We start from the raw sequence: 25,237 nt of genomic DNA, 5'->3' as shown, positions 1-25,237 counted from the left end.
AGGTTGCCTTACTCAATATTCTGTACTTGTTCGCGCATCTGCTCGATCAACACTTTGAGGTTGACCGCCGCCGTGGTGCTGCGCGGGTCGAACGCCTTGGAGCCGAGTGTATTGGCTTCGCGGTTGAGTTCCTGCATCAGGAAGTCCAGGCGCCGACCGGCGGCACCGGCGGACTTGAGTACGCGGCGTACTTCAAGGATGTGGGTGCTCAGGCGGTCGAGTTCTTCGGCGACGTCGCTCTTTTGCGCCAGCAGGACCATTTCCTGCTCCAGGCGCGTCGGGTCGAGGTCGGCCTTCATGTCGGCGAAGCGGTCGAGGACTTTCTGGCGCTGGGTCGCGAGCATCTGCGGCACCAGTTCGCGCAGGGTGACCACGTCTTCTTCGATGGCGGTGAGGCGCTCGCTGATCAGGCGGGCCAGTTCGGCGCCTTCGCGCTCGCGGCCTGCCTTGAGTTCCTTCAAGCCCTGGTTGAACAGGGCGAGGGCTTCGGCGTTGAGGGCTTGCGGGTCGGTGGCATCGGCCACCAGCACGCCGGGCCAGGCCAGCACTTCCAGCGGGTTGAGGGCCGCAGGCTGCTTGATCAGGCCGGCGATGGTTTCGGCGGCGGCGACCAGTTGCGCGGCGCGGTCGCGGTCGATCTGCAAGGCTTTGCCGGTGGTTTCCTCGGTAAAGCGCAGGGTGCATTCCAGCTTGCCGCGGGAGATGCCCTGGCGCAGTGCTTCACGAACGGCGCCTTCGAGGTCGCGGAATGATTCCGGCAGGCGCAGGTGCGGTTCCAGGTAGCGGCTGTTGACCGAGCGCAGCTCCCAGCTCAGGGTGCCTTGGGCGCCGGCTTTTTCGACGCGGGCGAAGGCGGTCATGCTGTGCACCATGGAGGTACCTCGCGTTGCAGGTTAAGAAGGCGCAGGATTGTAGCGCAGTGGGGCGAGCACGCCCAAACAATGGGCGACGGCCTGGCCATTCGTAACCGAATTTTTAGAAGTGCCCCGAATCGGCCCACGGCTCTATAATGCTCGGCAGTTTTTCGTCCTCAGTACAGGTATCCCCTATGAAACGTCCAAGTGGTCGCGTTGCCGATCAGCTCCGCTCGATCCGCATCACCCGCAACTACACCAAACACGCCGAGGGATCTGTACTGGTCGAGTTTGGCGATACCAAGGTGATCTGCACCGTCAGCGTCGAAAACGGCGTGCCGCGTTTCCTCAAAGGCCAGGGCCAGGGTTGGTTGACCGCCGAGTACGGCATGCTGCCGCGCGCCACCGGCGAGCGTAACCAGCGTGAAGCCAGCCGTGGCAAGCAAGGCGGGCGCACTCTGGAAATCCAGCGCCTGATCGGCCGTTCCCTGCGCGCAGCCCTGGACATGTCAAAGCTGGGCGACGTGACCCTTTACGTCGATTGCGACGTGATCCAGGCCGATGGCGGCACCCGCACGGCATCCATCACTGGCGCCATGGTGGCCCTGGTCGATGCGCTGAAAGTGATCAAGAAGCGTGGCGGCCTGAAGGGCGGTGACCCGCTCAAGCAAATGATCGCCGCCGTCTCGGTGGGCATGTACCAGGGCGAGCCTGTGCTGGACCCTGGACTACCTGGAAGACTCGGCCGCCGAGACCGACCTGAACGTGGTCATGACCAGCACCGGTGGTTTCATCGAAGTGCAGGGCACCGCCGAAAGGCGCGCCATTCCAGCCGGCCGAGCTGAACGCCATGCTGGCCCTGGCCCAGAAAGGCATGACCGAAATCTTCGAACTGCAGAACGCCGCACTGGCCGACTGATACCTGCCTCAAGGAGACGCGCCATGAATGACAGCCAAATGCCGGTGCCTACGCCTTCCTACGAAGTGCGCCAGGGTGCGATGTTGTGCCATCTCGCGGCGTTTCTGGGGTTTGTGTTCCCCTTCGGCAGCGTTGTCGGGCCGCTGATCCTGTGGCAGATGAAGAAAGAGCTGGACCCGTTCATTGATGATCAGGGCAAGGAAGCGCTGAACTTCCAGATCACCGTGGCCATCGCCTGGATCGTGTGCATCGTGCTGGCTTTCGCGGTCATTGGGTTCTTCCTGATGACGGCGCTGGCCATCGCCGGTGTCGCGCTGACGATCATCGGTGCGATCAAGGCCAACAAGGGGATTGCCTATCGCTACCCCTTGACCTGGCGACTGATCAAATAATGAGCGCCCACAAAAAAACCGACAGCGATGTCGGTTTTTTTGTACCTGGGAAAAGACCTCAGATGGTCAGTGTCCAGTCGTAGTCCACGATCAGCGGCGCGTGCTGCGAGAAACGCGGCTGGCGCGGCAAGCGTGCGCTGCGCACGAACCGGCGCAGACCCGGGGTCAGCAGCTGGTAGTCGAAACGCCAGCCCAGGTTGAGCATCTCAGCCTGTTCGTTGTCTGGCCACCAGCTGTACTGGTCGCCTTCGCGGCTGACTTCGCGCAGGGCATCGACATAACCCATGTTGCCGACAATCTCGTCCATCCAGGCCCGTTCCGGCGCCAGGAAGCCCGGGGATTGCTGGCTGTCGCGCCAGTTCTTGATATCCAGCTTCTGTTGCGCCACGTACAGCGAGCCACAATAAATGTACTCGCGACGTTTGCGTCGCTGTTTATCCAGATAACGGGCGAAGTCGTCCATTAGCTTGAATTTCTGGTTCAAGTCTTCATCGCCGTTCTGCCCCGAAGGAAGCAGCAAGGTCGCGATGCTGACCTTATCGAAATCGGCTTGCAGGTAGCGCCCGTAGCGGTCGGCTGTCTCGAAGCCGAGGCCGCTGATGACCGCCTTGGGTTGCAACCGCGAATACAAAGCCACGCCACCTTGGGTGGGCACTTCGGCATCGCAGGCATAAAGGAAGTAGCCATCCAGTTGGAAGGCTGGGTCGTCCAGTTCAAAGGCGGAGGCGCGGGTATCCTGCAGGCAGATGACGTCGGCATTCTGGGCTTGCAGCCAACTGAGCAAACCACGCTCGACTGCAGCCTGAATACCATTAACGTTCACACTGATGATCCGCATAAATGGCCCCAAAAATCGCGTGCGTGTATGATACACGCCGTCTAACTAATTAGCTAAATCCGTGGTATCTGAGGCTTTTTTCATGCAGGCGTATCAACGCGATTTCATTCGTTTTGCCATCGATCGCGGCGTTTTGCGCTTCGGTGAGTTCACTTTGAAGTCCGGGCGCACCAGCCCGTACTTCTTCAATGCGGGCTTGTTCAACTCGGGATCGGCCCTGGCTCAGCTGGGTCGTTTCTACGCGGCGGCCATCGTTGAAAGCGGTATTTCCTTCGACGTGCTGTTCGGCCCGGCCTACAAGGGCATTCCCCTGGCCGCCGCAACGGCCGTGGCGTTGGCGGAACATCATGGGCAGGATCTGCCGTGGTGCTTCAACCGCAAGGAAGCCAAGGCCCATGGCGAAGGCGGCAGCCTGGTGGGCGCGCCGCTCACTGGCGATGTGCTGATCATCGACGACGTAATTACCGCCGGTACCGCGATCCGCGAGGTGATGCAGATCATCGCCTCCCAGGACGGCGCCAAGGCTGCTGGCGTGCTGATCGCGCTGAACCGCCAGGAGCGCGGCAACGGTGAGTTGTCGGCGATCCAGGAAGTGGAGCGTGACTTCGGCATTCCGGTGGTGAGCATCGTGTCGCTGAACCAGGTGTTGCAGTTCCTGGAAGATGATCCGCAGCTCAAGCAGCATTTGCCGGCGGTCAAGGCGTACCGCGAGCAGTTCGGCGTTCAGTAATACAGTGGGAGCTGGGCCTGTGTGGGAGCGGGCTTGCCCGCGATAGCGGTTTATCTGGCGACATTGTTGTTGAATGTGCCGCCGTCATCGCAGGCAAGCCAGCTCCCACATGTGGACCGAGTACAAACAAAAAGGCCCCGCTCAATCAGGTTGAGCGGGGCCTTTTTGTTTGTAGCGTTTAAGGACGCTTGCGGTTACTGATCAGCGTGCCCACACCGGTGTCGGTGAAGATTTCCAGCAGGATTGCATTCGGTACCCGGCCATCGAGGATCAGCGAGCTGCCCACGCCGCCTTGCACTGCTTCCAGTGCGCAACGGATCTTCGGCAGCATGCCGCCGTAGATGGTGCCGTCGGCGATCAGCTCGTCCACTTGTTGCGTGGTCAAGCCGGTCAACACCTTGCCTTCCTTGTCCATCAGGCCGGCGATGTTGGTCAGCAGCATCAGCTTTTCAGCCTTCAGCGCTTCCGCCACCTTGCCCGCCACCAGGTCGGCGTTGATGTTGTAGGACTCGCCGTTGGCGCCCACGCCGATAGGCGCGATCACCGGGATGAAGTCACCCTTGACCAGCAGGTTCAGCAGGTCGGTGTTGATACCGATCACTTCGCCCACCTGGCCGATGTCGATGATTTCCGGCTGGGTCATTTCCGGCGTCTGACGGGTGACCGTCAGTTTTTTCGCGCGGATCAGCTCCGCGTCCTTGCCGGTCAGGCCGATGGCGCTGCCACCGTGGCGGTTGATCAGGTTGACGATGTCCTTGTTCACCTGGCCACCGAGGACCATTTCCACCACGTCCATGGTCTGCGCGTCGGTCACGCGCATGCCATCGATGAAGTGGCTCTCGATCGACAAGCGCTTGAGCAGGTCGCCGATCTGCGGGCCGCCACCGTGGACCACCACCGGGTTGATCCCTACGGCTTTCATCAACACGATGTCGCGGGCAAAGCCGGTTTTCAGCTCTTCGCTTTCCATGGCATTGCCGCCGTACTTGATCACCAGCGTCTTGCCGACATAGCGTCGAATGTAAGGCAACGCTTCGGAAAGGACCTTGGCGGTGTTGGCAGCGGCTTCGCGTTCGAGGGTCATTCAGGGCTCCGGTGCAAAAAAATCAGAACGGTAATTGGAGATCAGGGGCCACACGTTTCAACTGGGCGTGGAACACGTCCTTGATGCGCTGCAACTCGGCCTCGGTATCCGCCTCGAAGCGCAGGACCAGCACCGGTGTGGTGTTGGACGCGCGAACCAGGCCCCAGCCTTGGGCGTAATCGACTCGCACGCCATCAATGGTGGTCAGGTTGGCGCCTTCGCCCCATTGCGCATCGTGCAGTGCGTCAATGATGCTGAATTTGCTCTCCTCGGTCACATGGATATTGATCTCTGGCGTAGAAATATCATTCGGGAAGGTCTGAAACAGCTCTTCGGCGGTGGATTTTTCCTTGCTGAGGATCTCCAGCAGACGAGCGGCGCTGTAAATGCCGTCGTCAAAGCCGAACCAGCGCTCCTTGAAGAACACGTGGCCGCTCATTTCGCCGGCCAACAGGGCGCCGGTTTCCTTCATTTTCTTTTTGATCAACGAGTGACCGGTCTTCCACATTAGCGGGCGGCCGCCATATTCCTTGATCAGCGGGGTGAGGCGGCGGGTGCACTTCACGTCAAAGATGATCTCGGCGTTGGGGTTGCGCGCCACCACGTCACGGGCGAACAGCATCAGCAGGCGGTCGGGGAACACGATCTCGCCGGTTTCAGTCACCACGCCGACACGGTCACCGTCGCCGTCAAAGGCCAGGCCGACGTCAGCCCCGGTTTCCTTGACCTTGGCGATCAGGTCCACCAGATTCTCTGGCTTGCCCGGGTCTGGGTGGTGGTTGGGGAAGTTGCCGTCAACGTCGCAGAACAGCGGGATCACTTCGCAGTTCAGGGCTTCGAGCAGTTGCGGGGCGATCACGCCGGCCGCGCCATTGCCGCAATCCACCACCACTTTGAGGAGGCGGCGTGCGAGTTTGACGTCGCGGGTGATTTCATCGGAGTAGCGCTGCAGGATGTCGACCTTGGTGATGCTGCCCTTGCCGCTGGTCAGGTCATTGGTCTTCAGGCGCGTGTGCAGGGCCTGGATTTGCTCGTTGGCAAGGGTGTCGCCGGCGATGACGATCTTGAAGCCGTTGTAGTCCGATGGGTTATGGCTGCCGGTGAGCATGACCCCGGACTTGCCGGCCAGTACGTTGGCGGCGTAGTACAGCGCAGGGGTTGGCACCAGGCCGACATCGCTGACATGGCAGCCGCTGTCGGCCAGGCCCTGGATCAACTGCTCGACCAGCTCAGGGCCGGACAGGCGGCCGTCACGGCCTACCGAGACGTTCGGCTCATCCTGGGCCAGGCTCTGGGCGCCGATGGCGCGGCCGATCCAGTAGGCGGTTTCGGCCGTCAGGGTCTTGGGCACTACGCCACGGATGTCATAGGCGCGAAAGATGCTGTCGGGGAATGTCGGGGCTACTCGTGCGGTACTCATCGCGGGGGGAAACTCCATCTGAAGGGGGCAAGGCTGGCCGTAAAGCGGCTGACCGGCAGGCTCAAACTGAAGGGTATGACGACTTTTTTGGCGCAGAGTTCGTGGTGCAAAAGTGCCATCGGCGCAGTGGCTCCGTGCTTTTCTCTGCGTAATGCACTGATTTCGCTGGGGAAATCTCGCTGATTAGAACCGCGCATTCTTCATCCTGAAAAGCCATGCGGTGGCGTCGGGCCGGGCAGGGGTGCCCGGCCTGATTCAGCTTAGTCAGTGGCTGCCGGAATGGCCAAAGCCGCCTGCGCCGCGTTGTGTTTCAGCAAATTCCTCGACCAGTTCGAAGTGCGCCTGCACCACGGGTACCAGTACCAACTGAGCGATGCGCTCGCCGACAACGATGTTGAACGCGGTCTGGCCACGGTTCCAGCACGACACCATCAGTTCGCCCTGGTAGTCCGAGTCGATCAGGCCGACCAGGTTGCCCAGCACGATGCCGTGCTTATGGCCCAGGCCCGAGCGCGGCAGGATCAGCGCCGCCAGGCCAGGGTCGCCGACGTAGATCGACAGGCCGGTGGGAATCAGGATGGTCTGGCCCGGTTCAAGGACGGTGTCTTCCTTGAGCATGGCGCGCAGGTCCAGGCCGGCGGAGCCTGGAGTGGCGTAGGCCGGCAGTGGGAAGTCGGTGCCGATGCGGGGGTCGAGGATCTTGGCTTGCAAAGCGTGCATGGAAATTAAACCTGGTTCAGCCGTTGGGCGATAAAAGAGATCAGTTGGCGGGCAATCTTGCCCTTGCTGGTCTGGGCGAAAAGGGTGGCGTGCAGCTCGCGGTCGATCACGCTGCAGGCGTTTTCCTCGCTGTTGAAGCCGATGCTCGGGTTGGCGACATCGTTGGCAACGATCAGGTCGAGGTTTTTGTCTTTCAATTTGCGTGCGGCGTAGTCCAGCAGATGCTCGGTCTCGGCGGCGAAGCCGACACTGAACGGGCGGTCGGGACGCGTGGCGATGGTGGCCAGGATGTCCGGGTTGCGCACCATTTGCAGGAGCAGGCCGTCACCGCTCGTAGGGTCTTTCTTGAGCTTTTGCGGGGCGACGACTTCCGGACGGTAGTCCGCAACTGCTGCCGAGGCGATGAACAGGTCGCAGGGAATGGCTGCCTCGCAGGCCGCAAGCATGTCGCGGGCGCTGACCACGTCGATTCGCGTGACCCGATCAGGGGTGGGCAAATGCACCGGCCCGGTGATCAGGGTGACGCGTGCGCCTGCCTCGACCGCCGCCTCTGCCAAGGCAAAGCCCATTTTTCCTGAGCTATGGTTGGTGATGTAGCGCACCGGGTCGATGTTTTCCTGGGTCGGGCCAGCGGTGATCAGCACGTGCTTGCCAGTCAGGGCCAGGTGCTGGAAGCACTCCGCTGCACACAGCGCGAGATCGGTGGCTTCCAGCATGCGGCCCATGCCGACGTCGCCGCAGGCCTGGCTGCCAGACGCCGGGCCGAACACCTTGAGGCCGCGGCTTTGCAGGAGTTGGGTGTTGGCCTGGGTGGCCGGGTCGCGCCACATGGCCTGGTTCATGGCCGGGGCGATGGCCACGGTGGCATCGGTGGCCAGTACCAGGGTGGTCAGCAGGTCATCGGCGATGCCCTGGGCCAGGCGGGCGATCAGGTCGGCGGTGGCCGGGGCGATCAGCACCAGGTCGGCCCATTTGGCCAGCTCGATATGGCCCATGGCGGCTTCGGCTGCCGGGTCCAGCAGGTCGAGGTGAACCGGGTGGCCGGACAGCGCTTGCATGGTCAGCGGGGTGATGAACTCACTGCCGCCGCGTGTCATGACCACGCGCACTTCGGCGCCATGGTCCAGGAGCCTGCGAACCAGTTCTGCGCTCTTGTAGGCGGCAATGCCGCCGCCGACGCCGAGAACGATGCGTTTCCGATACAGACGCTGCATTGGTTTGCCTTTCCAGTTCAGTGATGCCAGTTCAGTGACGCCTGCGATGCCCCCTTCCCAGGGGAAATCACATGCAAAAAAGAGGGCTTACGATAACACAGCGCCCGCCAGGCAACAGCGGCGCACAGGTGGAGAGGGAGGTGGGATGAGTATTCGGGACTGGCCTGTGGCGGAGCGGCCACGGGAGAAGCTGTTGGAAGGGGGGGCGGCGAGCCTGTCTGACGCCGAACTGTTGGCGATCTTCCTGCGCACCGGGGTTTCCGGCAAAAGTGCGGTGGACTTGGCGCGGCATCTGTTGGCGCAGTTTGGCGGCTTGCGCCCGCTGTTGGAGGCCGGCCAGGCGTTGTTCAGCCAGCATTTGGGCTTGGGGCCGGCGAAGTTTGCGCAGTTGCAGGCGGTGCTGGAGATGGCTCGGCGGCATATGGCCGAGCGCTTGCGCAGTGAGTCGGTGCTGGAAAGCCCGGTAGCGGTACGTAATTACCTCAAGGCGTTATTGCGCCATGAGCCCCATGAGGTCTTCGGCTGCCTGTTTCTCGATTCGAAGCATCGGGTGCTGGGGTTTGAGGCGTTGTCCCAGGGGACTATCGACACGGCAGTGGTTTACCCGCGACAAGTGGTCAAGCGTGCCCTGGCCTACAACGCCGCCGCGTTGATCCTGTGTCACAACCACCCTTCCGGCAGCCTTGAGCCCAGTGCGGCTGATCGGAAATTGACCAAGCTGCTGCAAAAGGCCTTGGAAGTGGTGGATGTGCGGGTGCTGGATCACATCATCGTTGGGGATGGTGATCCATTGTCGATGGCGGAATATGGCTGGATATAGGGGGGGGGGGCAGCTGCAAGGTTGAAGCTGCAAGCCTCAAGTGGGCTTGCAGCTTGCAGCTCAGGGCTTGACGCTGACCTTCGAAAAATCCTGGCGACCGAACGGGCTCACCTGGTAGCCCTCGACCGTTTTGCGTGCCAGGGCAAACGCGGTCGGGTGCGCCAGCGGCAACCACAACGCCTGCTGCTGGATCTGCGCCTGGGCCTGTTGATACAGCTTGCTGCGCACCCCTTGTTCGTTGGTGGTCTTGCCGGCGCTGATCAGTTTGTCCAGGGCCAGGTCGCAGTAGCGCGCGAAGTTGGTGCCGGATTTCACCGCCGCGCAGGAGAACTGCGGCGTCAGGAAGTTATCCGGGTCGCCGTTGTCGCCGGCCCAGCCCATGAACAGCAGGTCGTGCTCGCCGGCCTTGGCGCGGGCGAATCAGTTCGCCCCATTCGATCACGCGGATCTCGGCCTGGATGCCGACCTTGGCCAGGTCGGCTTGCAACAATTGCGCGCCGAGGTTGGGGTTGGGGTTCAGCAGGCTGCCGGTGGGGCGCGTCCAAATGGTGGTCTTGAAGCCGTCCTTGAGTCCGGCACGGTCCAGCAAGGCTTTGGCTTTCGCGAGGTCCTGTGGATAACCCGGCAAATCCTTGGCATAGCCCCAAGTGTTGGGCGGGTAAGGGCCGTTGGCGGCTTCGGCGGTGCCTTCAAACACGGCCTTGAGGTAGCTGGCCTTGTCGAACGCCAGGTTGATCGCCTGGCGCACTTCGGCCTTGTCCAGCGGCGGGTGCTGGCTGTTGATGGCGACGAAGGCGGTCATGAAGGCCGGGGTTTTCTCGACCTTGAGCGCCGGGTCCTTTTCGGCCTCGCCCACATCCAGGGGCTTGGGCGACAGGGCGATCTGGCATTCGTCGCGGTGCAGTTTCTGCAGGCGCACGTTGGCGTCCGGGGTGATGGCAAAGATCAAGTTATCCACAGACGGTTTGCCGGCGAAGTAATCCGGGTTGGCCTTGTAGCGCACCACAGCGTCTTTCTGGAAGCGGCTGAAGATGAACGGCCCGGTACCGATCGGTTGGCTATTGAGCTTCTCCGGGGTGCCGGCCTTGAGCAGCTTGTCGGCGTATTCGGCTGGATAGATCGAGGCAAAACCCATGCTCAGGGCGGCGAGGAACGTCGAGTCGGCGTGATCCAGGGTGAAGCGCACGGTCAGCGGGTCGAGGGCGTCGATCTTCTTCACCAGCGTCGGCAGTTGCAGCGACTGCGCGTGGGGGAAGCCGCTCTGGGCGATCTTGTGCCATGGGTTGGCCGGGTCGAGCATGCGTTCGAAGCTGAAGCGCACGTCTTCGGCGGTTAGGGTGCGGCTGGGGGTGAAGTACTCGGTGCGGTGGAACTTCACGTCCGGGTGCAGCTTGAAGGTGTAGGTCAGGCCATCTGGCGACACTTCCCAGCTGTCCGCCAGGCTGGGCACCAGCTTGCCGCTGGCTGCGTCGTAGTCCACCAGGCGGTTCATCAGCACGTCGGCCGAGGCGTTGGTGGTGGTCAGCGAGTTGTATTGCACCACATCGAACCCTTCGGGGCTGGCCTCGGTGCAGACGCTCAAGTTGCTGGCGGCAGAGGCCAGCGGGGCGATAAAGAGAGGGGCTAGCAATAGCGGTAGGGCAGCGAGGCGCATGTTTGGTTTCCTTTGCAGATCGAAGGCCCATCTGCGAGTGCAGTCTGGAAAAGTCCTACCGTAGAGGTCTGATTGGTAAATGACTAGTCCATTTTTGCCTGTGCTTTTGCCTCAAATGCTGTTTTCATGGCGCCTCAGCGCGTTCCGCTGCGCACTTTGCCGTGCGCGTGGGCGCTGTAAATCATTTGGTGCGACGAGCGGTCGGCTGTGACAGCGGCCCCTCCTGGCAACGGTTCAGGTGTGTTTTGCCTAGATTTACGCCGGTAAAAACACACGGGCTGTTGTTGCACTAGGGTCTTTCTGGTATAAAGCAGCGCTCTTTTCTAGGGGCCCGGTTCCTTCGCTTGTAGGTGTAGCCGGTAAGACCCTAAAGAAACGCGGCGCCTGGCGCCAAATGACTGAGAGATTAAGCGGCCAACCCATGCCGGGTTGGGCATGTGGTTTTAGAGGGCTGAGGCATGTCGAGAGTATGTCAAGTTACCGGTAAGGGTCCGGTGACTGGGAATAACATTTCCCACGCAAATAACAAAACCCGTCGTCGTTTCCTGCCAAACCTGCAGCATCACCGCTTCTGGGTTGAAGAAGAGAAACGTTTTGTTCGTCTGCGCGTATCTGCTAAAGGCATGCGCATCATCGACAAGCGTGGCATCACTGTCGTGCTGGCCGAAATCCGCCGCGCTGGCAAGATCTAAGGAGCTCTATCATGCGTGAATTGATTCGAATGATCTCTAGCGCCGGTACTGGTCACTTCTACACTACCGACAAGAACAAGCGTACTACCCCGGACAAGCTCGAAAAGAAAATGTTCGACCCGCGCGTTCGCAAGCACGTGATCTACAAAGAAGGCAAAATCAAGTAATTGATTTTCTTCCTTGTGAAAAAAAGCCCGTATCTCACGATGCGGGCTTTTTTTTGTCTGGGATTTGCTGATCAGGCCTTCTGTTCAAACACCACGTAGATCTTGCGGCACGGCTCCAGCACTTCCCAGGTGCCGCTGAAACCGGCCGGGATCACGAAGCGGTCGCCACTGCGCAAGGTCTTGGCGTTGCCGTCCGCATCGCGCAATACCGAAACGCCCTGCACAATCTCGCAGTATTCGTGCTCGGTGTAGTTGACCTTCCACTGCCCGACTTCACCTTCCCAGACGCCCGCGCTCATCTGGCCGCACGGGCTGTTGTAGTGGTTGTAGATCGTTTGCTCGGGGTCGCCCTTGAGGATTTTCTCGGCGGCGGGGCGGTAACGGTCGGCGGGGGTCTTGGCTTGGCTGAAGTCGACGATGTCCTGGATGTTCATGTGCGTGTCCCGTCTGGCCTGCGGTTGGGGAGCCCAAAGTCTATGTTTATTAAAATGAACATCGCAAGGGCGTTTGCCGGCGTTATGTCAAATATATTGAAACATCCCCAGCCGCTGGTTTAGGGTGGCAGCTGCCTTGAGCCGAACAGCAGGCTGGCCGGGCAAGAATTCTTTGAGGTTGCCGGGGGACATCGCCTGGCCCTTGTATTCAATAAGAGGAGGACACTCGCATGACCACCCTGACCCGTGCCGACTGGGAACAACGCGCCAAGGACCTGAAGATCGAAGGCCGCGCCTACCTCAATGGCGAGTACACCCACGCCGTTTCCGGCGACACCTTCGAATGCATCAGTCCGGTCGATGGCCGCTTGCTGGCCACTGTTGCCAGCTGTGACGCCGCTGACGCCCAGCGCGCCGTGGAAAATGCCCGCGCCACTTTCAATTCCGGTGTCTGGTCGCGCTTGGCGCCGGCCAAACGCAAAGCCACCATGATCCGTTTCGCTGCGCTGCTCAAGGCCAACGCCGAAGAGCTGGCGCTGTTGGAAACCCTGGACATGGGCAAGCCGATCAGCGACTCCCTGAATATCGACGTGCCCGGCGCCGCCAACGCGTTGAGCTGGAGCGGCGAGGCCATCGACAAGATCTACGATGAAGTCGCGGCCACCCCCCACGACCAGCTCGGCCTGGTGACACGCGAGCCAGTCGGCGTTGTCGCCGCCATCGTGCCGTGGAACTTCCCCCTGATGATGGCCTGCTGGAAGCTCGGCCCGGCGCTGTCCACCGGTAACTCGGTGATACTCAAGCCGTCCGAAAAATCCCCACTGACCGCCATCCGCATCGCTGCCCTGGCCGTTGAAGCGGGTATTCCAAAAGGCGTATTCAACGTACTGCCGGGTTACGGCCACACCGTGGGCAACGCGCTGGCGCTGCACATGGACGTCGATACCCTGGTGTTTACCGGCTCTACCAAGATCGCCAAGCAACTGTTGATCCGCTCCGGTGAATCGAACATGAAGCGCGTGTGGCTGGAAGCCGGCGGCAAGAGCCCGAACATCGTGTTCGCCGACGCCCCGGACCTGCAAGCTGCCGCCGAATCCGCCGCCGGTGCCATCGCCTTCAACCAGGGCGAAGTCTGCACCGCCGGTTCGCGCCTGCTCGTCGAGCGCTCGATCAAGGACAAGTTCCTGCCCCTGGTGATCGAAGCCCTCAAGGGCTGGAAGCCAGGCAACCCGCTGGACCCGGCCACCAACGTCGGCGCGCTGGTGGACACCCAGCAGATGAATACCGTGCTGTCCTACATCGAAGCCGGCCACGCCGACGGCGCCAAATTGGTCGCGGGCGGCAAGCGCACCCTGGAAGAAACCGGCGGCACCTACGTCGAACCGACGATTTTCGACGGTGTGACCAACGCGATGAAGATCGCCAAGGAAGAGATCTTCGGGCCGGTCCTGTCGGTGATCACCTTCGACAGCGCCGAAGAAGCCGTCGCCATTGCCAACGACACCATCTATGGCCTGGCCGCAGCGGTGTGGACGGCGGATATTTCCAAGGCGCACCTGACCGCCAAGGCCCTGCGCGCCGGTAGCGTGTGGGTCAACCAATACGACGGCGGCGATATGACCGCCCCGTTTGGTGGCTTCAAGCAGTCGGGTAATGGCCGCGACAAGTCGCTGCATGCGTTCGACAAATACACCGAGCTGAAATCCACCTGGATCAAGCTCTAAGCAACACCGCAGGGCAAATAATGTGGGAGCCGGCTTTTGTGTGGGAGCTGGCTTGCCTGCGATAGCATCACCCCGGTGTGACTGACACACCGAGGTGCCTGCATCGCGGGCAAGCCCGGCTCCCACACAAGCCCGCTCCCACAGTTGTTTTGTGTGTTCTGAAAGTTATCCACAGGAGCGTGGAAATGCGTTGGGCGACTTATTTCGCCGTCCTGGCGTCGGTACTCAGCGTCGGCCTGGCCCTGGGTGTCAGCATGCCGCTGGTGTCCCTGCGCCTTGAAGGCTGGGGCTACGGCAGCTTCGCCATCGGTGTGATGGCCGCGATGCCGGCCTTTGGCGTACTACTGGGGGCGAAGATCTCCAGCCGCATGGCCTCCTGGCTGGGCACTGCCAACCTGATGCGCCTGTGCCTGTGGGCCGGTGCGGTGTCCATCGGCTTGCTGGCAATCTTGCCCAGCTACCCGGTGTGGCTGGTGCTGCGGCTGATGATCGGGGTGATCCTGACCATCGTGTTTATCCTCGGCGAAAGCTGGATCAACCAACTGGTGGTCGAGCAGTGGCGTGGCCGGCTGGTGGCGTTGTATGGCTGCAGTTATGCCCTGAGCCAGCTGTCCGGGCCGTTGCTGTTGGGCGTGATCGGCACCGACCACGATTACGGTTTCTGGGTCGGCGTTGGCCTGTTGGTGGTCGCGCCAGTGTTGTTGCTGGGGCGCTCTGGCGCACCGACCGCCGAGTCGTTCAGCGTGACTTTCGTCGACCTGTGGCGCTTCTGTCGGAGCCTGCCGGCGATTGCCTGGGCGGTGGCATTGTTCGCCGCGTTCGAGGCGATGATTCTGACACTGCTGCCGGTGTATTGCCTGCAGCAGGGCTTCACTGCCGAGATCGCCCTGGCGATGGTCAGCACCGTGGTCGTCGGCGATGCGTTGCTGCAATTGCCCATCGGCGCACTGGCCGACTACTTGCCGCGCCGCTCGCTGTTCCTGGCGTGCGCGGTGCTGTTGCTGGCGTCGAGCCTGGCCATTCCGGTGCTGCTGCACACGCCGCTGATCTGGCCGGTGTGGGTGGTGTTCGGTGCCAGTGCTGGCGGCTTGTTCACGCTGTCGCTGATTCTGATCGGCGAGCGTTACCGCGATGATGCGCTGGTGCGGGCGAATGCCCATGTGGCGCAGTTGTGGGGCATCGGTTGCCTGATCGGGCCGTTGGTGGCAGGGGCGGGGAGCCAGTGGATCAGCGGGCATGCGTTGCCGTGGTTGATGGCGGCGGGTGCGTTGGGGTTGGTGGTGTTGCTGCTGCGCCAAGGGGCGTTCGGCGTAACGCAGCCAGCCTGATTTGAAATACGGTCAACTGTGGGAGCTGGCTTGCCTGCGATGAGGGTGTGTCAGGCGAAGCAGCTGGCGACTGACCCACCGCCATCGCAGGCAAGCCAGCTCCCACAGTGGAACGGTGGTGTTTTTAGAGCATGCGTTCCAGTCCCACGCTAGTGGCGAACCATGCATTGAACCGCCGCCACCAACTGCCCGGCTCACGGGGCAATGTGTGCAGTTGGCCGTTATCCTCGGTCACCCACACCACCTGGCCATCCAGCAACTTCGCCTCATAACTCAACGCCGGCGCCATGCCCTGCGAGGCCAGGTTGCGCACGTGCTCCGCCAACTCGGGACTGTCCACCAGCACACCCACCTCGGTGTTCCACAGCACCGAGCGCGGGTCGAAATTGAACGAGCCGATGAAGGATTTTTCCCGATCAAAGATCATTGCCTTGCTGTGCAGGCTCGAATCCGAGCCTCGGTAGGTGCCACGTCGAAACAGATGCGGCCCGCTGCCGCCGCCATCACCCGGTTGGCGGCGCAACTCATAGAGTTTCACCCCATGTTCCAGCAGCGCCTTGCGGTACGGCGCATAGCCACCGTGCACGGCCGGCACGTCGGTGGCTTCCAGCGAGTTGGTCAGCAGGCTCACCGACACCCCCGCGTCCGCGCGACCGGTCAAGTACACCAGCCCCGGTTCGCCCGGCACAAAGTACGCCGAGATCATCATCAGCTCGTGGTTGACCCCCTCCAGTTCCGGCGCTAGTTGGGTGGTCAGCAGCAATCGAGGGTCGGGTTCGGCGGTGGCCAGCACTTTGCTCGGCGCATCCCACAGCGCCTGGTTCCAGGCCCAGATCAGCTCGCGCCGCCAGATGTCCATGCGGGGCTGGGTCTGGTAGGTGCGCAGGCGGTTGTACAGCGCGTGGTTCTGCTGGCGTGATTCCGCCAGGGACGCTTCCAGGCGCACGCGCGCGGCGGCCAGATCGCCTTTGGACGGGGCGTTGGAGACGAAGTCGTCAATCGGCTTGCTCAGCGCGCTGTTCCAGTACTGGTCGAAGCTGTGCCCGAGCTGCTCGGCCACCGGGCCCACGCTGAGCATGTCGATGTCGGTGAAGTTCAGGTTGGGCTCGGCGTCGAAATACTCATCGCCCAAATTGCGCCCGCCGACGATGGCCACACTGTTGTCGGCCAGCCACAGCTTGTTGTGCATGCGCCGGTGTTGCAGCGACAGGTTGAACAGGCGCCCCATCGCCCGCGTCACGCCGGTGCTGCGCCCCAGGTGCAGCGGGTTGAACAGGCGAATTTCGATCTTGGGATGGGCGGCGAGGGTGGCGATGATCTGGTCGAGGCCGTCGCTGGTGGTGTCGTCCAGCAGGATGCGAATGCGCACGCCACGGTCAGCCGCCTTGAGCAACTCATCCACGAGCATGCGCGTGCTGATGCCGTCGTGGACGATGTAGTACTGCAAATCGAGGCTGGTCTGGGCGTTGCGGATCAATTCGGCGCGGGCCATGAAGGCTTCGCTGCTGTTGGGCAGCAGGCGAAACCCGGAGCGGCCCTGGTAAGGGGCGGCCTGGGCCTGGATCGAGCGGCCGAATGACGACTGTGCGGCGGGCAGGGCGTCGCTGGGGATGCGCGGTGTGGTCACCGTGGCGCAGCCGCCCAGGGCGCCCAGCAGGAGAAGCGGGAGTAGCCGTCGAATCATCAAGGGGGTCGCTTCCGGGTCAGGGCGGTTGTAGGCATATGACGGCTATTTCCCGCGAAAGGTCAGTCCACCGTGTCGGCCAGCAGCTTGATCGCGGCAGCGCCGACCTTGCGCACGGCTTCTTCAATCTGCGGGGTTGGCTTGGCAGCGTAGTTCATGCGCAGGCAGTTCCGGTACTTGCCGGACGCCGAAAAGATACTGCCCACGGCCACCTGTACGGCTTGTTCCATCAGCATCCGGTTGAGCTTCAGCGTATCGAAGCCGTCAGGCAGCTCGATCCACAGCATAAAGCTGCCTTGAGGGCGACTGGCCCGCGTACCCGCAGGGAAGTAACGGCTGACCCAGTCGAGCATCAAGTCGCGATTACGCTGGTATTGGGTACGCATCCGCCGCAAATGTGGTTCGAAATGCCCGCTTTTTAGGAACTCGGCAATGGCGATCTGCGGTTGGGTCGCGGTGGAGCCGGTGCTGATGTATTTCATGTGCAGCACCCGTTCCAGGTAACGTCCCGGCGCCACCCAGCCAATGCGCAGGCCGGGGGCCAGGGTTTTCGAGAACGAACTGCACAGCAACACGCGGCCATCTTCGTCGAAGGATTTGATCGTGCGCGGGCGCGGGTAGCTGTAGGCCAATTCGCCATACACATCGTCTTCGATGATCGCCACGTCAAAGCGCTGGGCCAGGGTCAGCAGGGCCCGCTTGCGTGCCTCCGGCATGATGTAGCCCAGGGGGTTGTTGCAGTTGGGGGTGAGCTGGATGACCTTGATCGGCCACTGCTCCAGGGCCAGTTCCAGGGCTTCGAGGCTGATACCGGTGATGGGGTCGGTGGGGATTTCCAGGGCTTTCATGCCCAGGCCCTTGAGGGTTTGCATGGCGCCGTGAAAGCTCGGCGAGTCCACCGCGACGATATCCCCGGGCTCACAAATGGCGTGGATGCTGGCGGACAGTGCCTCGTGGCAGCCGGTGGTGATCACGATGTCGTCGGCGTTCAGTTGGCAGCCGGAATCCAATGACAGTCGGGCGATCTGCTCACGCAATTCCATACAGCCCATGATGTTGTCGTAATACAGCCCCGGCAGATCCTGGCGACGGCTCACGCGGGCCAGGCTGCGCAGCAGGGGCTTGAGGGTCGGCGACAATACATCCGGCATGCCTCGGCCCATCTGTATGACATCTTTGCGCGGGACAGCGCGAATCAGTTCCAGCACCTGGTCCCACTGGGAAATATCCACCGGGCGTTGGGCCGGGCGCCCGATCTCTGGCAGGGCCGGCAGCTCGCGGCCGACCGGCACAAAGTAGCCGGACTTGGGCTTGGGCATCGCCATGCCGTTGTCTTCCAGCAAACGATAGGCCTGTTGCACGGTGCTCAGGCTGACCCCGTGTTCCACGCTCAAGGCCCGTACGGAGGGCAGGCGATCGCCGGGGCGATAGAAGCCTTGTTCGATACGGGTGCCCAATAGTTCGGCGAGGTTCACATAGAGGGTCATGGTGGTCGCTCCCAGGAGACCGGTACAGATGCAGCGAAAATACAGGATTCAGCCCCCTATAGGCAGTGTCTGTATGGATTTAATAAAAAATGATTGAATCTGTAATGGTTTTGCCCGCGCGCCCATCCTAGTCACTCATGGCAACAGGCAACTGAGGGGCAACACAATGAGCGGCATGAGCGATGTGCGGTTGGCGTTACGGGGTCAGGAATTGGAAGCGGGGCAGGGACGCGCGCTGGCGGCGCCGGCCAGCAGCCGCTGGAGTCTGTTCTGGCATCGCCGCCACACCCGCAAGGCCTTGCTGGAGCTGACCGCGGAGCAGCTGCGGGACATTGGCCTCAGCGCCGAACAGGCGCGCGAGGAAGGGGTTAAGCCGTTCTGGCGCGGCTGATCACACCAGCTCTTTGAAGCGGTGCCAGAGCATGCCCAATGCCAGCAGCGGCGAGCGCAGATGCTTGCCGCCGGGGAACGTGATGTGCGGCACCTGGGCGAACAGGTCGAAGCGCCCCTGTTGCTGGCCGCTGATGGCTTCGGCCAGCAGTTTGCCCGCCAGGTGCGTGGCGTTGAGGCCGTGGCCGGCGTAGGCCTGGGCGTAATACACGTTGGGTTGGTCGGGCAGCCGGCCGATCTGCGGCAGGCGGTTGGCGCCGATGCCGATCATGCCGCCCCACTGGTAGTCGATCTTCACGTCGGCCAGTTGCGGGAACACCTTGAGCATTTTCGGACGCATGTAGGCGCCGATGTCCTGCGGATCACGGCCCGAATAGTGGCAGGCACCGCCGAACAACAGGCGTCGGTCGGCGGACAGGCGGAAGTAGTCCACCGTCACCCGCTGGTCGCACACGGCCATATTTTGTGGCAACAGTTGGGCGGCCTGGGCTTCGCTCAACGGTTCGGTGGCGATGATGTAGCTGCCAGCTGGCAGCACTTTGCCACTGAGTTGCGGGTTCAGGCCATTCAGGTAGGCGTTGCAGGCCAGCACCAGGGTCTTGGCGCGCACGTTGCCGTGGGCGGTGTGCACGTTGACCTCGGGGCCGTAGTCGATCCGGGTGACGGCGGATTGTTCAAACAGCTGCACGCCCAGTTGCTGCGCGGCGGCGGCTTCACCCAGCGCCAGGTTCAGCGGGTGCAGGTGGCCGGAGCCCATGTCGATCATGCCGCCCACGTAACGGTCGGAGCCGATCACGCTGCTCATCTCGCTGGCTTGTAGCAGGCGTACTTCGTGGCGATAGCCGAGGCTGCGCAACTCTTCGGCGTCTTCGGCCAGGCCGTGCAGGTCGCGGGGTTTGTTGGCGAGGTCGCAGTAGCCCCAGGTCAAATCGCAGGGGATCTGAAAGCGTTCGACGCGCTCGCGCACGATTTCCACGGCTTCCAGGCCCATCAGTTTCAGCTGGTGTACGCCGTCGGTGCCGATCACGTTGGCGAACTGGTCCAGGCCGTGACCGACGCCACGGATCAGCTGCCCACCGTTACGCCCGCTGGCGCCCCAGGCGATCTTGCGTGCTTCCAGCAACACCACGCGAAAACCCCGCTCGGCCAGTTCCAGGGCGGTGTTCAGCCCGGAAAACCCACCGCCGACCACGCATACATCGGCCGTGATTTCGCCGGTCAACGCCGGGTAATCGGGTTGCGGCACGCTGCTGGCGGCGTAGTAGGACGTGGTGTGCCGGGCGCTGGCGGTCATGGGGAGCATCCCTGTTTGGAAAATTTGACGCAGGATACAGCGGTCGGACGAAGCTGTCTCACCACGGGCTTTTACGGCAGAATCCACGCCTATCCGCCGTTCGGTACCTGTTTCGATGAGTTGCAACAGCCAGAAAATCAGCGCCCTGCGCCGACAGATCCCTTCGTTCGAGTGCGTCCCCGGCTGCCACGACTGCTGTGGGCCGGTGACCACCTCGCCCGAGGAAATGTCGCGCCTGCCGCGCAAGACCGCGGCCGAGCAGGACGCGGCCATGGACGAGCTGAACTGTGTGCACCTGGGGCCCAACGGCTGCACGGTGTATGACGAGCGGCCGTTGATCTGCCGATTGTTTGGTACGACCAAGACCTTGCCATGCCCCAATGGGCGCCGGCCTGTGGAGTTGATTCACCCCAGAGTGGAAAAACAGATCCATGAATACATGGCGAGCACTCGGCAGGTGCTGGTCTAGCGAACGTACGCGGTTAAAAAATGTGGGAGCTGGCTTGCCTGCGATAGCTTTGGTGAATTCACTACAGCTATCGCAGGCAAGCCCGCTCCCACATTTGACCGCAGTGTGTCAGTCAGTCGGGGATCGGCAGGTTCAGGCTCTCCTTCACCTCTTCCATCACGATATAGCTTTTGGACTCCCGCACATGGGGCAGCTTGAGCAGGATATCGCCGAGCAATTTGCGGTACGAAGCCATCTCGGAAATCCGCGCTTTCACCAGGTAGTCGAAGTCCCCCGATACCAAATGGCACTCCAGCACATGGGGCAGTTTCAGCACCGCGCGGCGGAACTCCTCAAAGGTGTCGCCGGACTTGTAATCCAGGCTGATCTCGACAAATACCAGCAAACTCCCCTTCAAATGCTGGGGATTGAGCCGCGCGTTGTAGCCCATGATGATCCCTTCACGCTCCAGCCGACGCACGCGCTCGGTGCACGGCGTGGTCGACAGCCCGACCTTTTCCCCCAGCTCCGTGAACGAAATGCGCCCGTCGGTTTGCAGGATGCGCAGGATGTTGCGGTCGATCTTGTCCAGCTCCCGCTTGGTCTGGGTGTTGGTACGCATAGGGGATACGCCTCTGTGAAAAGGGTTTTTGCCGAGAATTGTCGCCAAATATAGGCGGTTATATAGTGAAATGCACTGGCAATAGTTTTTTACACTGCGCTCATCATTGCTCGAATAACACACGTCGGCGGTCAAGCCGCGATGAGGATATAAAAATGCGCGTTCTGGTCTTGGGTAGTGGCGTCATTGGTGTGACCAGTGCCTACTATTTGGCGCGGGCCGGCTTTGAAGTGGTCGTGGTTGACCGTCAGCCCGCCGCTGCGATGGAAACCAGTTTCGCCAACGCCGGCCAGGTGTCCCCAGGCTACGCCTCGCCCTGGGCCGCGCCGGGTGTGCCGCTCAAGGCCATCAAGTGGCTGCTGCAACGCCATGCGCCGCTGGCGATCAAGGCCACCGCCGACATCGACCAGTACCTGTGGATGGCGCAGATGCTGCGCAACTGCACCGCCAGCCGCTATGCCGTGAACAAAGAGCGCATGGTGCGCCTGTCCGAGTACAGCCGTGACTGCCTCGACGAGCTGCGTGCCGAAACCGGTATTGCCTACGAAGGCCGTAGCCTGGGGACTACCCAACTGTTCCGCACCCAGGCCCAGCTGGATGGCGCCGCCAAGGACATCGCCGTGCTGAAAGAGTCCGGCGTGCCGTTCGAACTGCTCGACCGCGCCGGCATCGCCCGTGTAGAGCCGGCCCTGGCCAGTGTCACCGACATCCTCGCCGGTGCCCTGCGCCTGCCGAATGACCAGACCGGCGACTGCCAGATGTTCACCACGCGCCTGGCCGAGATGTGCAAGCAGCTGGGTGTGGAGTTCCGCTTTGAACAAGACATCCAGCGCCTCGACTATGCCGGTGAGCGCATCAACGGCGTGTGGATCGACGGCAAGCTGGAAACCGCCGACCGCTACGTGCTGGCCCTCGGCAGCTACTCGCCGAAGCTGCTCAAGCCACTGGGGATCAAGGCACCGGTGTACCCGCTCAAGGGTTACTCGTTGACCGTGCCGATCACCAACCCGGCGATGGCACCGACCTCGACCATTCTCGACGAGACCTACAAGGTCGCGATCACCCGTTTCGACAACCGCATCCGCGTCGGCGGCATGGCGGAAATCGCCGGTTTTGACCTGTCGCTGAACCCGCGCCGGCGCGAAACCCTGGAGATGATCGTCAACGACCTTTATCCTCAGGGCGGCGATCTGGCCGAAGCCACCTTCTGGACCGGCCTGCGCCCAACCACACCCGACGGCACGCCGATTGTCGGTGCCACGCCGTTCAAGAACCTGTTCCTGAACACCGGCCACGGCACCCTCGGTTGGACCATGGCCTGTGGCTCGGGCCGCTTGCTGGCCGACCTGATGGCGAAGAAAACCCCACAGATCAGCGCCGCCGGCCTCGATATTTCCCGTTACGGCAACCACCAGGAGTCCGCAAAACATGTCAATCCAGCGCCAGCTCACCAATGAGCGCATGAGCCAGATCGTTGTCCACAGCGGTACCGTGTATCTGGCCGGGCAAGTCGGCGACGACATGAATGCCGGGATTGAACAGCAGACCCGTGAAACCCTGGCCAATATCGAGCGTTTGCTGGACCTGGCCGGTACCGACAAGACCCGGTTGCTGTCGGTGACGATCTACTTGAAGGACATCGATGCCGATTTCGCCGGCATGAACGCGGTGTGGGACAAGTGGCTGCCCAAAGGCGTCGCCCCGGCCCGCGCCACGGTTGAAGCCAAGCTGTGCGAACCGGAAATTCTGGTGGAGCTGTCCGTCGTGGCCGCGCTGCCGTAAACCCAGATCCTCTCCCGGTGCCGACGTTATTGGGCGGCACCGGTTTTTTTTCACTCTGCCGCCTAGAAGCCTGCCGCCATGCGTCCTGCCCGTGCCCTGATCGATCTCCAAGCCCTGCGCCATAACTACCAATTGGCCCGTGAAGTCACGGGGGCCAAGGCCCTTGCCGTGGTCAAGGCCGATGCCTACGGCCATGGCGCCGTGCGCGTGGCCCAGGCGCTGGAAGCCGAGGCCGACGGCTTTGCCGTGGCCTGCATCGAAGAAGCATTGGAGCTGCGCGCCGCCGGTATTCGTGCGCCGGTATTGCTGCTGGAAGGTTTTTTCGAAGCCAGTGAACTCCCGCTGATCAACGAGCATGACCTGTGGTGTGTGGTGCATTCGCTGTGGCAGCTGGACGCGATCGAACAGGCCCGGCTGAGCAAACCGTTGACCATCTGGCTCAAGCTGGATTCGGGCATGCACCGCGTCGGCCTGCATCCCAAGGACTACCACGAGGCGTACCAGCGCCTGCTGGCCAGCGGCAAGGTCGCGAAGATCGTGTTGATGAGCCACTTCGCCCGCGCCGATGAACTCGATTGCGTGCGCAGCGATGAGCAAGTCGCGGTATTCGAAGCGGCGCGCCAGGGCTTGGCGGCCGAGGTCAGCCTGCGCAACTCGCCGTCGGTGATGGGCTGGCCGAACGTCGTCAGCGATTGGGTACGCCCCGGCATCATGCTCTACGGCGCCACGCCGTTTGGCGAAGACCAGGCCGTGGCCGCGCGATTGCAGCCGGTGATGACCCTCGAATCGAAAGTGATCTGCGTTCGTGAACTGCCAGCCGGCGAGCCGGTCGGTTACGGCGCCCGGTTCATCACGCCCAAGCCGATGCGCATCGGCGTGGTTGCCATGGGCTATGCCGACGGCTACCCGCGCCATGCGCCAACCGGCACGCCGGTGCTGGTGGCCGGGCAGCGCAGCCAATTGCTCGGTCGTGTGTCCATGGACATGCTGTGCGTCGACCTGACGGACGTGCCCCAGGCCGGCCTCGGTTCCACGGTGGAGCTGTGGGGCAAAAACATCCTCGCCAGCGACATCGCGGTGGCTGCTGAAACCATTCCGTACCAGATATTCTGCAACCTGCGCCGGGTGCCAAGGCTCTATTCCGGCGACTGACCGCTTGGGACGAACGTCGCCGCCTGGGATTTAGGCCCAAGTGTTGTAAATACTGAACGCTGTCGCCATGATAACGCTCAATTACAACAAAGCCTGAACCCTAGGAGGCACCCGCATTGGACGTCGGCGAACGACTGCAATCCATCCGTAAACTGAAGGGTCTTTCCCAGCGTGAGCTCGCCAAGCGCGCGGGTGTCACCAACAGCACCATTTCGATGATCGAAAAAAACAGCGTCAGCCCCTCGATCAGCTCCTTGCGCAAGGTGCTGGGCGGCATCCCCATGTCCATGGTCGAGTTCTTTTCCGAGGAAATCCTCCAGGAAATACCGACGCAGATCGTCTATAAAGCCAATGAGCTGATCGACATCTCCGACGGCGCCGTGACCATGAAACTGGTAGGCCGGGCGCACCCTAGCCGGGCGATTGCGTTTCTCAACGAAATCTACCCGCCGGGCGCCGACACGGGCGAAGAAATGCTTACCCACGAAGGCGAGGAAACCGGGATTCTGGTGGAGGGTCGCCTGGAATTGGTGGTCGGTCTTGAAACTTTTGTGCTCGAAGCTGGCGATAGCTACTACTTTGAAAGCACCAAGCCCCATCGTTTTCGCAATCCGTTCGACGTGCCGGCGCGACTAATCAGCGCAGCCACACCCGCGAACTTCTAAAGAAGAGGCGTCCTGCCAGCGTTGCAGCGACTCCCGTAGCAGTATCCGCGTGGTCGAATCTCCCTTTATTTAATAGGGTTGTTTCGGCCAGGCGGGCTAACCGTTATACTTTCGCCGCCTGCGAAACCGTGGCCGCAGGCGTGAATAGCCACCATTGAGGGTGAACGCGTGAACCTAATTATGAAAATGCTGGCTGCACCAGCAACCGTACTGGCCCTATGGGCTGTCAGCGCTCAAGCTGCGACCAATGATGATATTGCCAAGCGCCTTGAGCCTGTTGGCCAGGTTTGCGTCCAGGGCCAGGAATGCAAGGGCATGGAAGTCGCCGTGGTAGCGGGCGGCGGCGGGGCGAAAACCCCGGACGAGATCATCGCCAAGCACTGCAATGCCTGCCACAGCACTGGCCTGCTGGGTGCGCCGAAAATCGGCGACACGGCGGCCTGGAAAGAACGCGCTGATCACCAGGGCGGCCTCGACGGCATCCTGGCCAAGGCGATCACCGGTATCAACGCCATGCCGCCGAAAGGCACCTGCGCTGATTGCTCGGATGACGACCTTAAAGGCGCCATCAAGAAGATGTCCGGGCTCTAATCCGCCGATCTTCGGCAAAAATGCCGCTTACGAGCGGCTTTTTTGTTCCCGCGATTTTTGTTTCAGGGCTGTTCTTTGCAGCAAACACCCGCCACTCTCTGTCCAACCCCTAATCACGGAATGTTCAGGAGG

At 61.9% G+C, this 25,237-nt stretch carries 24 protein-coding genes and 3 pseudogenes; 15 read left to right on the top strand and 12 right to left on the bottom strand.

The annotated features are described in order from the left end of the window. Positions 1–8: 8 nt before the first annotated feature. Positions 9–872: a YicC/YloC family endoribonuclease gene (locus tag PSH87_RS27815; protein WP_305431843.1), complete on the bottom strand. Its 864-nt coding sequence runs from the start codon at positions 870–872 to the stop codon at positions 9–11. A gap of 176 nt (positions 873–1,048) precedes the next feature. Between PSH87_RS27815 and rph the strand changes: the two are divergent. Together rph and PSH87_RS27805 are read left to right on the top strand one after the other, a co-directional pair. After that, positions 1,049–1,773: pseudogene (gene rph / locus PSH87_RS27810) on the top strand (ribonuclease PH). 23 nt (positions 1,774–1,796) lie between these two features. Further along, the gene (locus PSH87_RS27805; protein WP_017735761.1) at positions 1,797–2,165 is read left to right on the top strand and encodes a DUF4870 domain-containing protein; all 369 of its coding nucleotides are present in this window, start codon (positions 1,797–1,799) and stop codon (positions 2,163–2,165) included. Between the two features lie 58 nt (positions 2,166–2,223). Here the strand turns inward: PSH87_RS27805 and PSH87_RS27800 are convergent, their stop codons facing one another. Next, on the bottom strand, positions 2,224–3,003 hold the full coding sequence (locus tag PSH87_RS27800; RefSeq protein WP_003195493.1) for an exodeoxyribonuclease III: 780 nt from the start codon (positions 3,001–3,003) through the stop codon (positions 2,224–2,226). 82 nt (positions 3,004–3,085) lie between these two features. On the opposite strand from PSH87_RS27800, the gene pyrE reads away from it, so the two are divergent. Further along, entirely contained in the window at positions 3,086–3,733 is a 648-nt protein-coding gene (gene pyrE / locus PSH87_RS27795; protein ID WP_017735762.1) for an orotate phosphoribosyltransferase, read from the top strand. Positions 3,734–3,911: 178 nt separating this feature from the next. Here the strand turns inward: pyrE and argB are convergent, their stop codons facing one another. The 4 genes and pseudogenes from argB to coaBC form a co-directional block, all read right to left on the bottom strand. Continuing rightward, positions 3,912–4,817: an acetylglutamate kinase gene (argB, locus tag PSH87_RS27790; RefSeq protein WP_017735763.1), complete on the bottom strand. Its 906-nt coding sequence runs from the start codon at positions 4,815–4,817 to the stop codon at positions 3,912–3,914. Positions 4,818–4,839: 22 nt separating this feature from the next. Then, a pseudogene (locus tag PSH87_RS27785) lies at positions 4,840–6,261 on the bottom strand (phosphomannomutase/phosphoglucomutase); the annotation flags it as partial. A 240-nt stretch (positions 6,262–6,501) separates the two neighbouring features. Further along, complete coding sequence (gene dut, locus PSH87_RS27780) at positions 6,502–6,957, bottom strand: dUTP diphosphatase (RefSeq protein WP_124526915.1); 456 nt, start codon at positions 6,955–6,957, stop codon at positions 6,502–6,504. A 5-nt stretch (positions 6,958–6,962) separates the two neighbouring features. Beyond that, positions 6,963–8,171 carry a bifunctional phosphopantothenoylcysteine decarboxylase/phosphopantothenate--cysteine ligase CoaBC gene (gene coaBC, locus PSH87_RS27775; RefSeq protein WP_017735766.1) on the bottom strand — a complete coding sequence of 403 codons (1,209 nt, stop codon included), beginning with the start codon at positions 8,169–8,171 and terminating at the stop codon, positions 6,963–6,965. 145 nt (positions 8,172–8,316) lie between these two features. Between coaBC and radC the strand changes: the two genes are divergently transcribed. Beyond that, positions 8,317–8,991 (top strand): DNA repair protein RadC, encoded by a 675-nt coding sequence (radC, locus tag PSH87_RS27770; RefSeq protein WP_305431840.1) that lies wholly within the window; start codon positions 8,317–8,319, stop codon positions 8,989–8,991. Positions 8,992–9,051: 60 nt separating this feature from the next. Here radC and PSH87_RS27765 read toward each other — a convergent pair. After that, positions 9,052–10,645 (bottom strand): annotated as a pseudogene (locus tag PSH87_RS27765) (ABC transporter substrate-binding protein). Between the two features lie 458 nt (positions 10,646–11,103). On the opposite strand from PSH87_RS27765, the gene rpmB reads away from it, so the two are divergent. Together rpmB and rpmG are read left to right on the top strand one after the other, a co-directional pair. Beyond that, positions 11,104–11,337, top strand: a complete 234-nt coding sequence (rpmB, locus tag PSH87_RS27760) for a 50S ribosomal protein L28 (RefSeq protein ID WP_019410280.1) — start codon at positions 11,104–11,106, stop codon at positions 11,335–11,337. Positions 11,338–11,348: 11 nt separating this feature from the next. Next, positions 11,349–11,504 carry a 50S ribosomal protein L33 gene (gene rpmG / locus PSH87_RS27755; RefSeq protein WP_003176906.1) on the top strand — a complete coding sequence of 52 codons (156 nt, stop codon included), beginning with the start codon at positions 11,349–11,351 and terminating at the stop codon, positions 11,502–11,504. Positions 11,505–11,575: 71 nt separating this feature from the next. On the opposite strand, the gene PSH87_RS27750 is transcribed toward rpmG, so the two are convergent. Continuing rightward, positions 11,576–11,938, bottom strand: a complete 363-nt coding sequence (locus PSH87_RS27750; RefSeq protein ID WP_017735769.1) for a cupin domain-containing protein — start codon at positions 11,936–11,938, stop codon at positions 11,576–11,578. A 230-nt stretch (positions 11,939–12,168) separates the two neighbouring features. Between PSH87_RS27750 and PSH87_RS27745 the strand changes: the two genes are divergently transcribed. Beyond that, positions 12,169–13,662 (top strand): aldehyde dehydrogenase, encoded by a 1,494-nt coding sequence (locus PSH87_RS27745; RefSeq protein WP_017735770.1) that lies wholly within the window; start codon positions 12,169–12,171, stop codon positions 13,660–13,662. Between the two features lie 185 nt (positions 13,663–13,847). Then, entirely contained in the window at positions 13,848–14,990 is a 1,143-nt protein-coding gene (locus PSH87_RS27740) for an MFS transporter (RefSeq protein ID WP_305431837.1), read from the top strand. Positions 14,991–15,114: 124 nt separating this feature from the next. On the opposite strand, the gene PSH87_RS27735 is transcribed toward PSH87_RS27740, so the two are convergent. Then, positions 15,115–16,674, bottom strand: coding sequence for a phospholipase D family protein (locus PSH87_RS27735; protein WP_305431835.1), 1,560 nt, complete (start codon positions 16,672–16,674; stop codon positions 15,115–15,117). Between the two features lie 62 nt (positions 16,675–16,736). After that, complete coding sequence (locus tag PSH87_RS27730; protein ID WP_305431833.1) at positions 16,737–18,161, bottom strand: PLP-dependent aminotransferase family protein; 1,425 nt, start codon at positions 18,159–18,161, stop codon at positions 16,737–16,739. Between the two features lie 166 nt (positions 18,162–18,327). On the opposite strand from PSH87_RS27730, the gene PSH87_RS27725 reads away from it, so the two are divergent. Continuing rightward, a complete protein-coding gene (locus PSH87_RS27725) occupies positions 18,328–18,552 on the top strand; it encodes a DUF1127 domain-containing protein (RefSeq protein ID WP_026136672.1) in 225 nt (74 codons plus the stop codon). Here the strand turns inward: PSH87_RS27725 and PSH87_RS27720 are convergent, their stop codons facing one another. Continuing rightward, positions 18,553–19,845 (bottom strand): FAD-binding oxidoreductase, encoded by a 1,293-nt coding sequence (locus PSH87_RS27720; protein ID WP_305431832.1) that lies wholly within the window; start codon positions 19,843–19,845, stop codon positions 18,553–18,555. A gap of 115 nt (positions 19,846–19,960) precedes the next feature. Between PSH87_RS27720 and PSH87_RS27715 the strand changes: the two genes are divergently transcribed. Beyond that, positions 19,961–20,314 (top strand): YkgJ family cysteine cluster protein, encoded by a 354-nt coding sequence (locus PSH87_RS27715; RefSeq protein WP_016975913.1) that lies wholly within the window; start codon positions 19,961–19,963, stop codon positions 20,312–20,314. Between the two features lie 112 nt (positions 20,315–20,426). Here the strand turns inward: PSH87_RS27715 and PSH87_RS27710 are convergent, their stop codons facing one another. After that, complete coding sequence (locus tag PSH87_RS27710) at positions 20,427–20,915, bottom strand: Lrp/AsnC ligand binding domain-containing protein (protein ID WP_003176896.1); 489 nt, start codon at positions 20,913–20,915, stop codon at positions 20,427–20,429. A gap of 155 nt (positions 20,916–21,070) precedes the next feature. On the opposite strand from PSH87_RS27710, the gene dadA reads away from it, so the two are divergent. The 5 genes from dadA (at position 21,071) to PSH87_RS27685 (ending at position 25,105) form a co-directional block, all read left to right on the top strand. Next, a complete protein-coding gene (gene dadA / locus PSH87_RS27705; RefSeq protein ID WP_017735776.1) occupies positions 21,071–22,372 on the top strand; it encodes a D-amino acid dehydrogenase in 1,302 nt (433 codons plus the stop codon). Next, positions 22,344–22,697: a RidA family protein gene (locus PSH87_RS27700; RefSeq protein ID WP_017735777.1), complete on the top strand. Its 354-nt coding sequence runs from the start codon at positions 22,344–22,346 to the stop codon at positions 22,695–22,697. The genes dadA and PSH87_RS27700 overlap by 29 nt, the downstream gene beginning before the upstream one ends. 78 nt (positions 22,698–22,775) lie before the next feature. Beyond that, a complete protein-coding gene (gene alr, locus PSH87_RS27695; protein WP_305431830.1) occupies positions 22,776–23,849 on the top strand; it encodes an alanine racemase in 1,074 nt (357 codons plus the stop codon). A gap of 116 nt (positions 23,850–23,965) precedes the next feature. Beyond that, on the top strand, positions 23,966–24,514 hold the full coding sequence (locus PSH87_RS27690; protein WP_003176893.1) for a cupin domain-containing protein: 549 nt from the start codon (positions 23,966–23,968) through the stop codon (positions 24,512–24,514). 180 nt (positions 24,515–24,694) lie between these two features. Further along, entirely contained in the window at positions 24,695–25,105 is a 411-nt protein-coding gene (locus PSH87_RS27685; RefSeq protein ID WP_026136673.1) for a cytochrome c5 family protein, read from the top strand. The last annotated feature ends 132 nt before the right edge of the window (positions 25,106–25,237 follow it).

The organism is Pseudomonas sp. FP453 (assembly GCF_030687495.1).
Classification (GTDB): Bacteria; Pseudomonadota; Gammaproteobacteria; order Pseudomonadales; family Pseudomonadaceae; genus Aquipseudomonas.
This window is presented reverse-complemented; position numbering and strand designations above follow the sequence as displayed.

Bases quoted from the DNA above. Each gene is read 5' to 3' on its own strand.
- PSH87_RS27815 (WP_305431843.1), bottom strand. From the start codon at position 872: ATGGTGCACAGCATGACCGCCTTCGCCCGCGTCGAAAAAGCCGGCGCC.
- PSH87_RS27805 (WP_017735761.1), top strand. From the start codon at position 1,797: ATGAATGACAGCCAAATGCCGGTGCCTACGCCTTCCTACGAAGTGCGC.
- PSH87_RS27800 (WP_003195493.1), bottom strand. From the start codon at position 3,003: ATGCGGATCATCAGTGTGAACGTTAATGGTATTCAGGCTGCAGTCGAG.
- pyrE (WP_017735762.1), top strand. From the start codon at position 3,086: ATGCAGGCGTATCAACGCGATTTCATTCGTTTTGCCATCGATCGCGGC.
- argB (WP_017735763.1), bottom strand. From the start codon at position 4,817: ATGACCCTCGAACGCGAAGCCGCTGCCAACACCGCCAAGGTCCTTTCC.
- dut (WP_124526915.1), bottom strand. From the start codon at position 6,957: ATGCACGCTTTGCAAGCCAAGATCCTCGACCCCCGCATCGGCACCGAC.
- coaBC (WP_017735766.1), bottom strand. From the start codon at position 8,171: ATGCAGCGTCTGTATCGGAAACGCATCGTTCTCGGCGTCGGCGGCGGC.
- radC (WP_305431840.1), top strand. From the start codon at position 8,317: ATGAGTATTCGGGACTGGCCTGTGGCGGAGCGGCCACGGGAGAAGCTG.
- rpmB (WP_019410280.1), top strand. From the start codon at position 11,104: ATGTCGAGAGTATGTCAAGTTACCGGTAAGGGTCCGGTGACTGGGAAT.
- rpmG (WP_003176906.1), top strand. From the start codon at position 11,349: ATGCGTGAATTGATTCGAATGATCTCTAGCGCCGGTACTGGTCACTTC.
- PSH87_RS27750 (WP_017735769.1), bottom strand. From the start codon at position 11,938: ATGAACATCCAGGACATCGTCGACTTCAGCCAAGCCAAGACCCCCGCC.
- PSH87_RS27745 (WP_017735770.1), top strand. From the start codon at position 12,169: ATGACCACCCTGACCCGTGCCGACTGGGAACAACGCGCCAAGGACCTG.
- PSH87_RS27740 (WP_305431837.1), top strand. From the start codon at position 13,848: ATGCGTTGGGCGACTTATTTCGCCGTCCTGGCGTCGGTACTCAGCGTC.
- PSH87_RS27735 (WP_305431835.1), bottom strand. From the start codon at position 16,674: ATGATTCGACGGCTACTCCCGCTTCTCCTGCTGGGCGCCCTGGGCGGC.
- PSH87_RS27730 (WP_305431833.1), bottom strand. From the start codon at position 18,161: ATGACCCTCTATGTGAACCTCGCCGAACTATTGGGCACCCGTATCGAA.
- PSH87_RS27725 (WP_026136672.1), top strand. From the start codon at position 18,328: ATGAGCGGCATGAGCGATGTGCGGTTGGCGTTACGGGGTCAGGAATTG.
- PSH87_RS27720 (WP_305431832.1), bottom strand. From the start codon at position 19,845: ATGACCGCCAGCGCCCGGCACACCACGTCCTACTACGCCGCCAGCAGC.
- PSH87_RS27715 (WP_016975913.1), top strand. From the start codon at position 19,961: ATGAGTTGCAACAGCCAGAAAATCAGCGCCCTGCGCCGACAGATCCCT.
- PSH87_RS27710 (WP_003176896.1), bottom strand. From the start codon at position 20,915: ATGCGTACCAACACCCAGACCAAGCGGGAGCTGGACAAGATCGACCGC.
- dadA (WP_017735776.1), top strand. From the start codon at position 21,071: ATGCGCGTTCTGGTCTTGGGTAGTGGCGTCATTGGTGTGACCAGTGCC.
- PSH87_RS27700 (WP_017735777.1), top strand. From the start codon at position 22,344: ATGTCAATCCAGCGCCAGCTCACCAATGAGCGCATGAGCCAGATCGTT.
- alr (WP_305431830.1), top strand. From the start codon at position 22,776: ATGCGTCCTGCCCGTGCCCTGATCGATCTCCAAGCCCTGCGCCATAAC.
- PSH87_RS27685 (WP_026136673.1), top strand. From the start codon at position 24,695: ATGAAAATGCTGGCTGCACCAGCAACCGTACTGGCCCTATGGGCTGTC.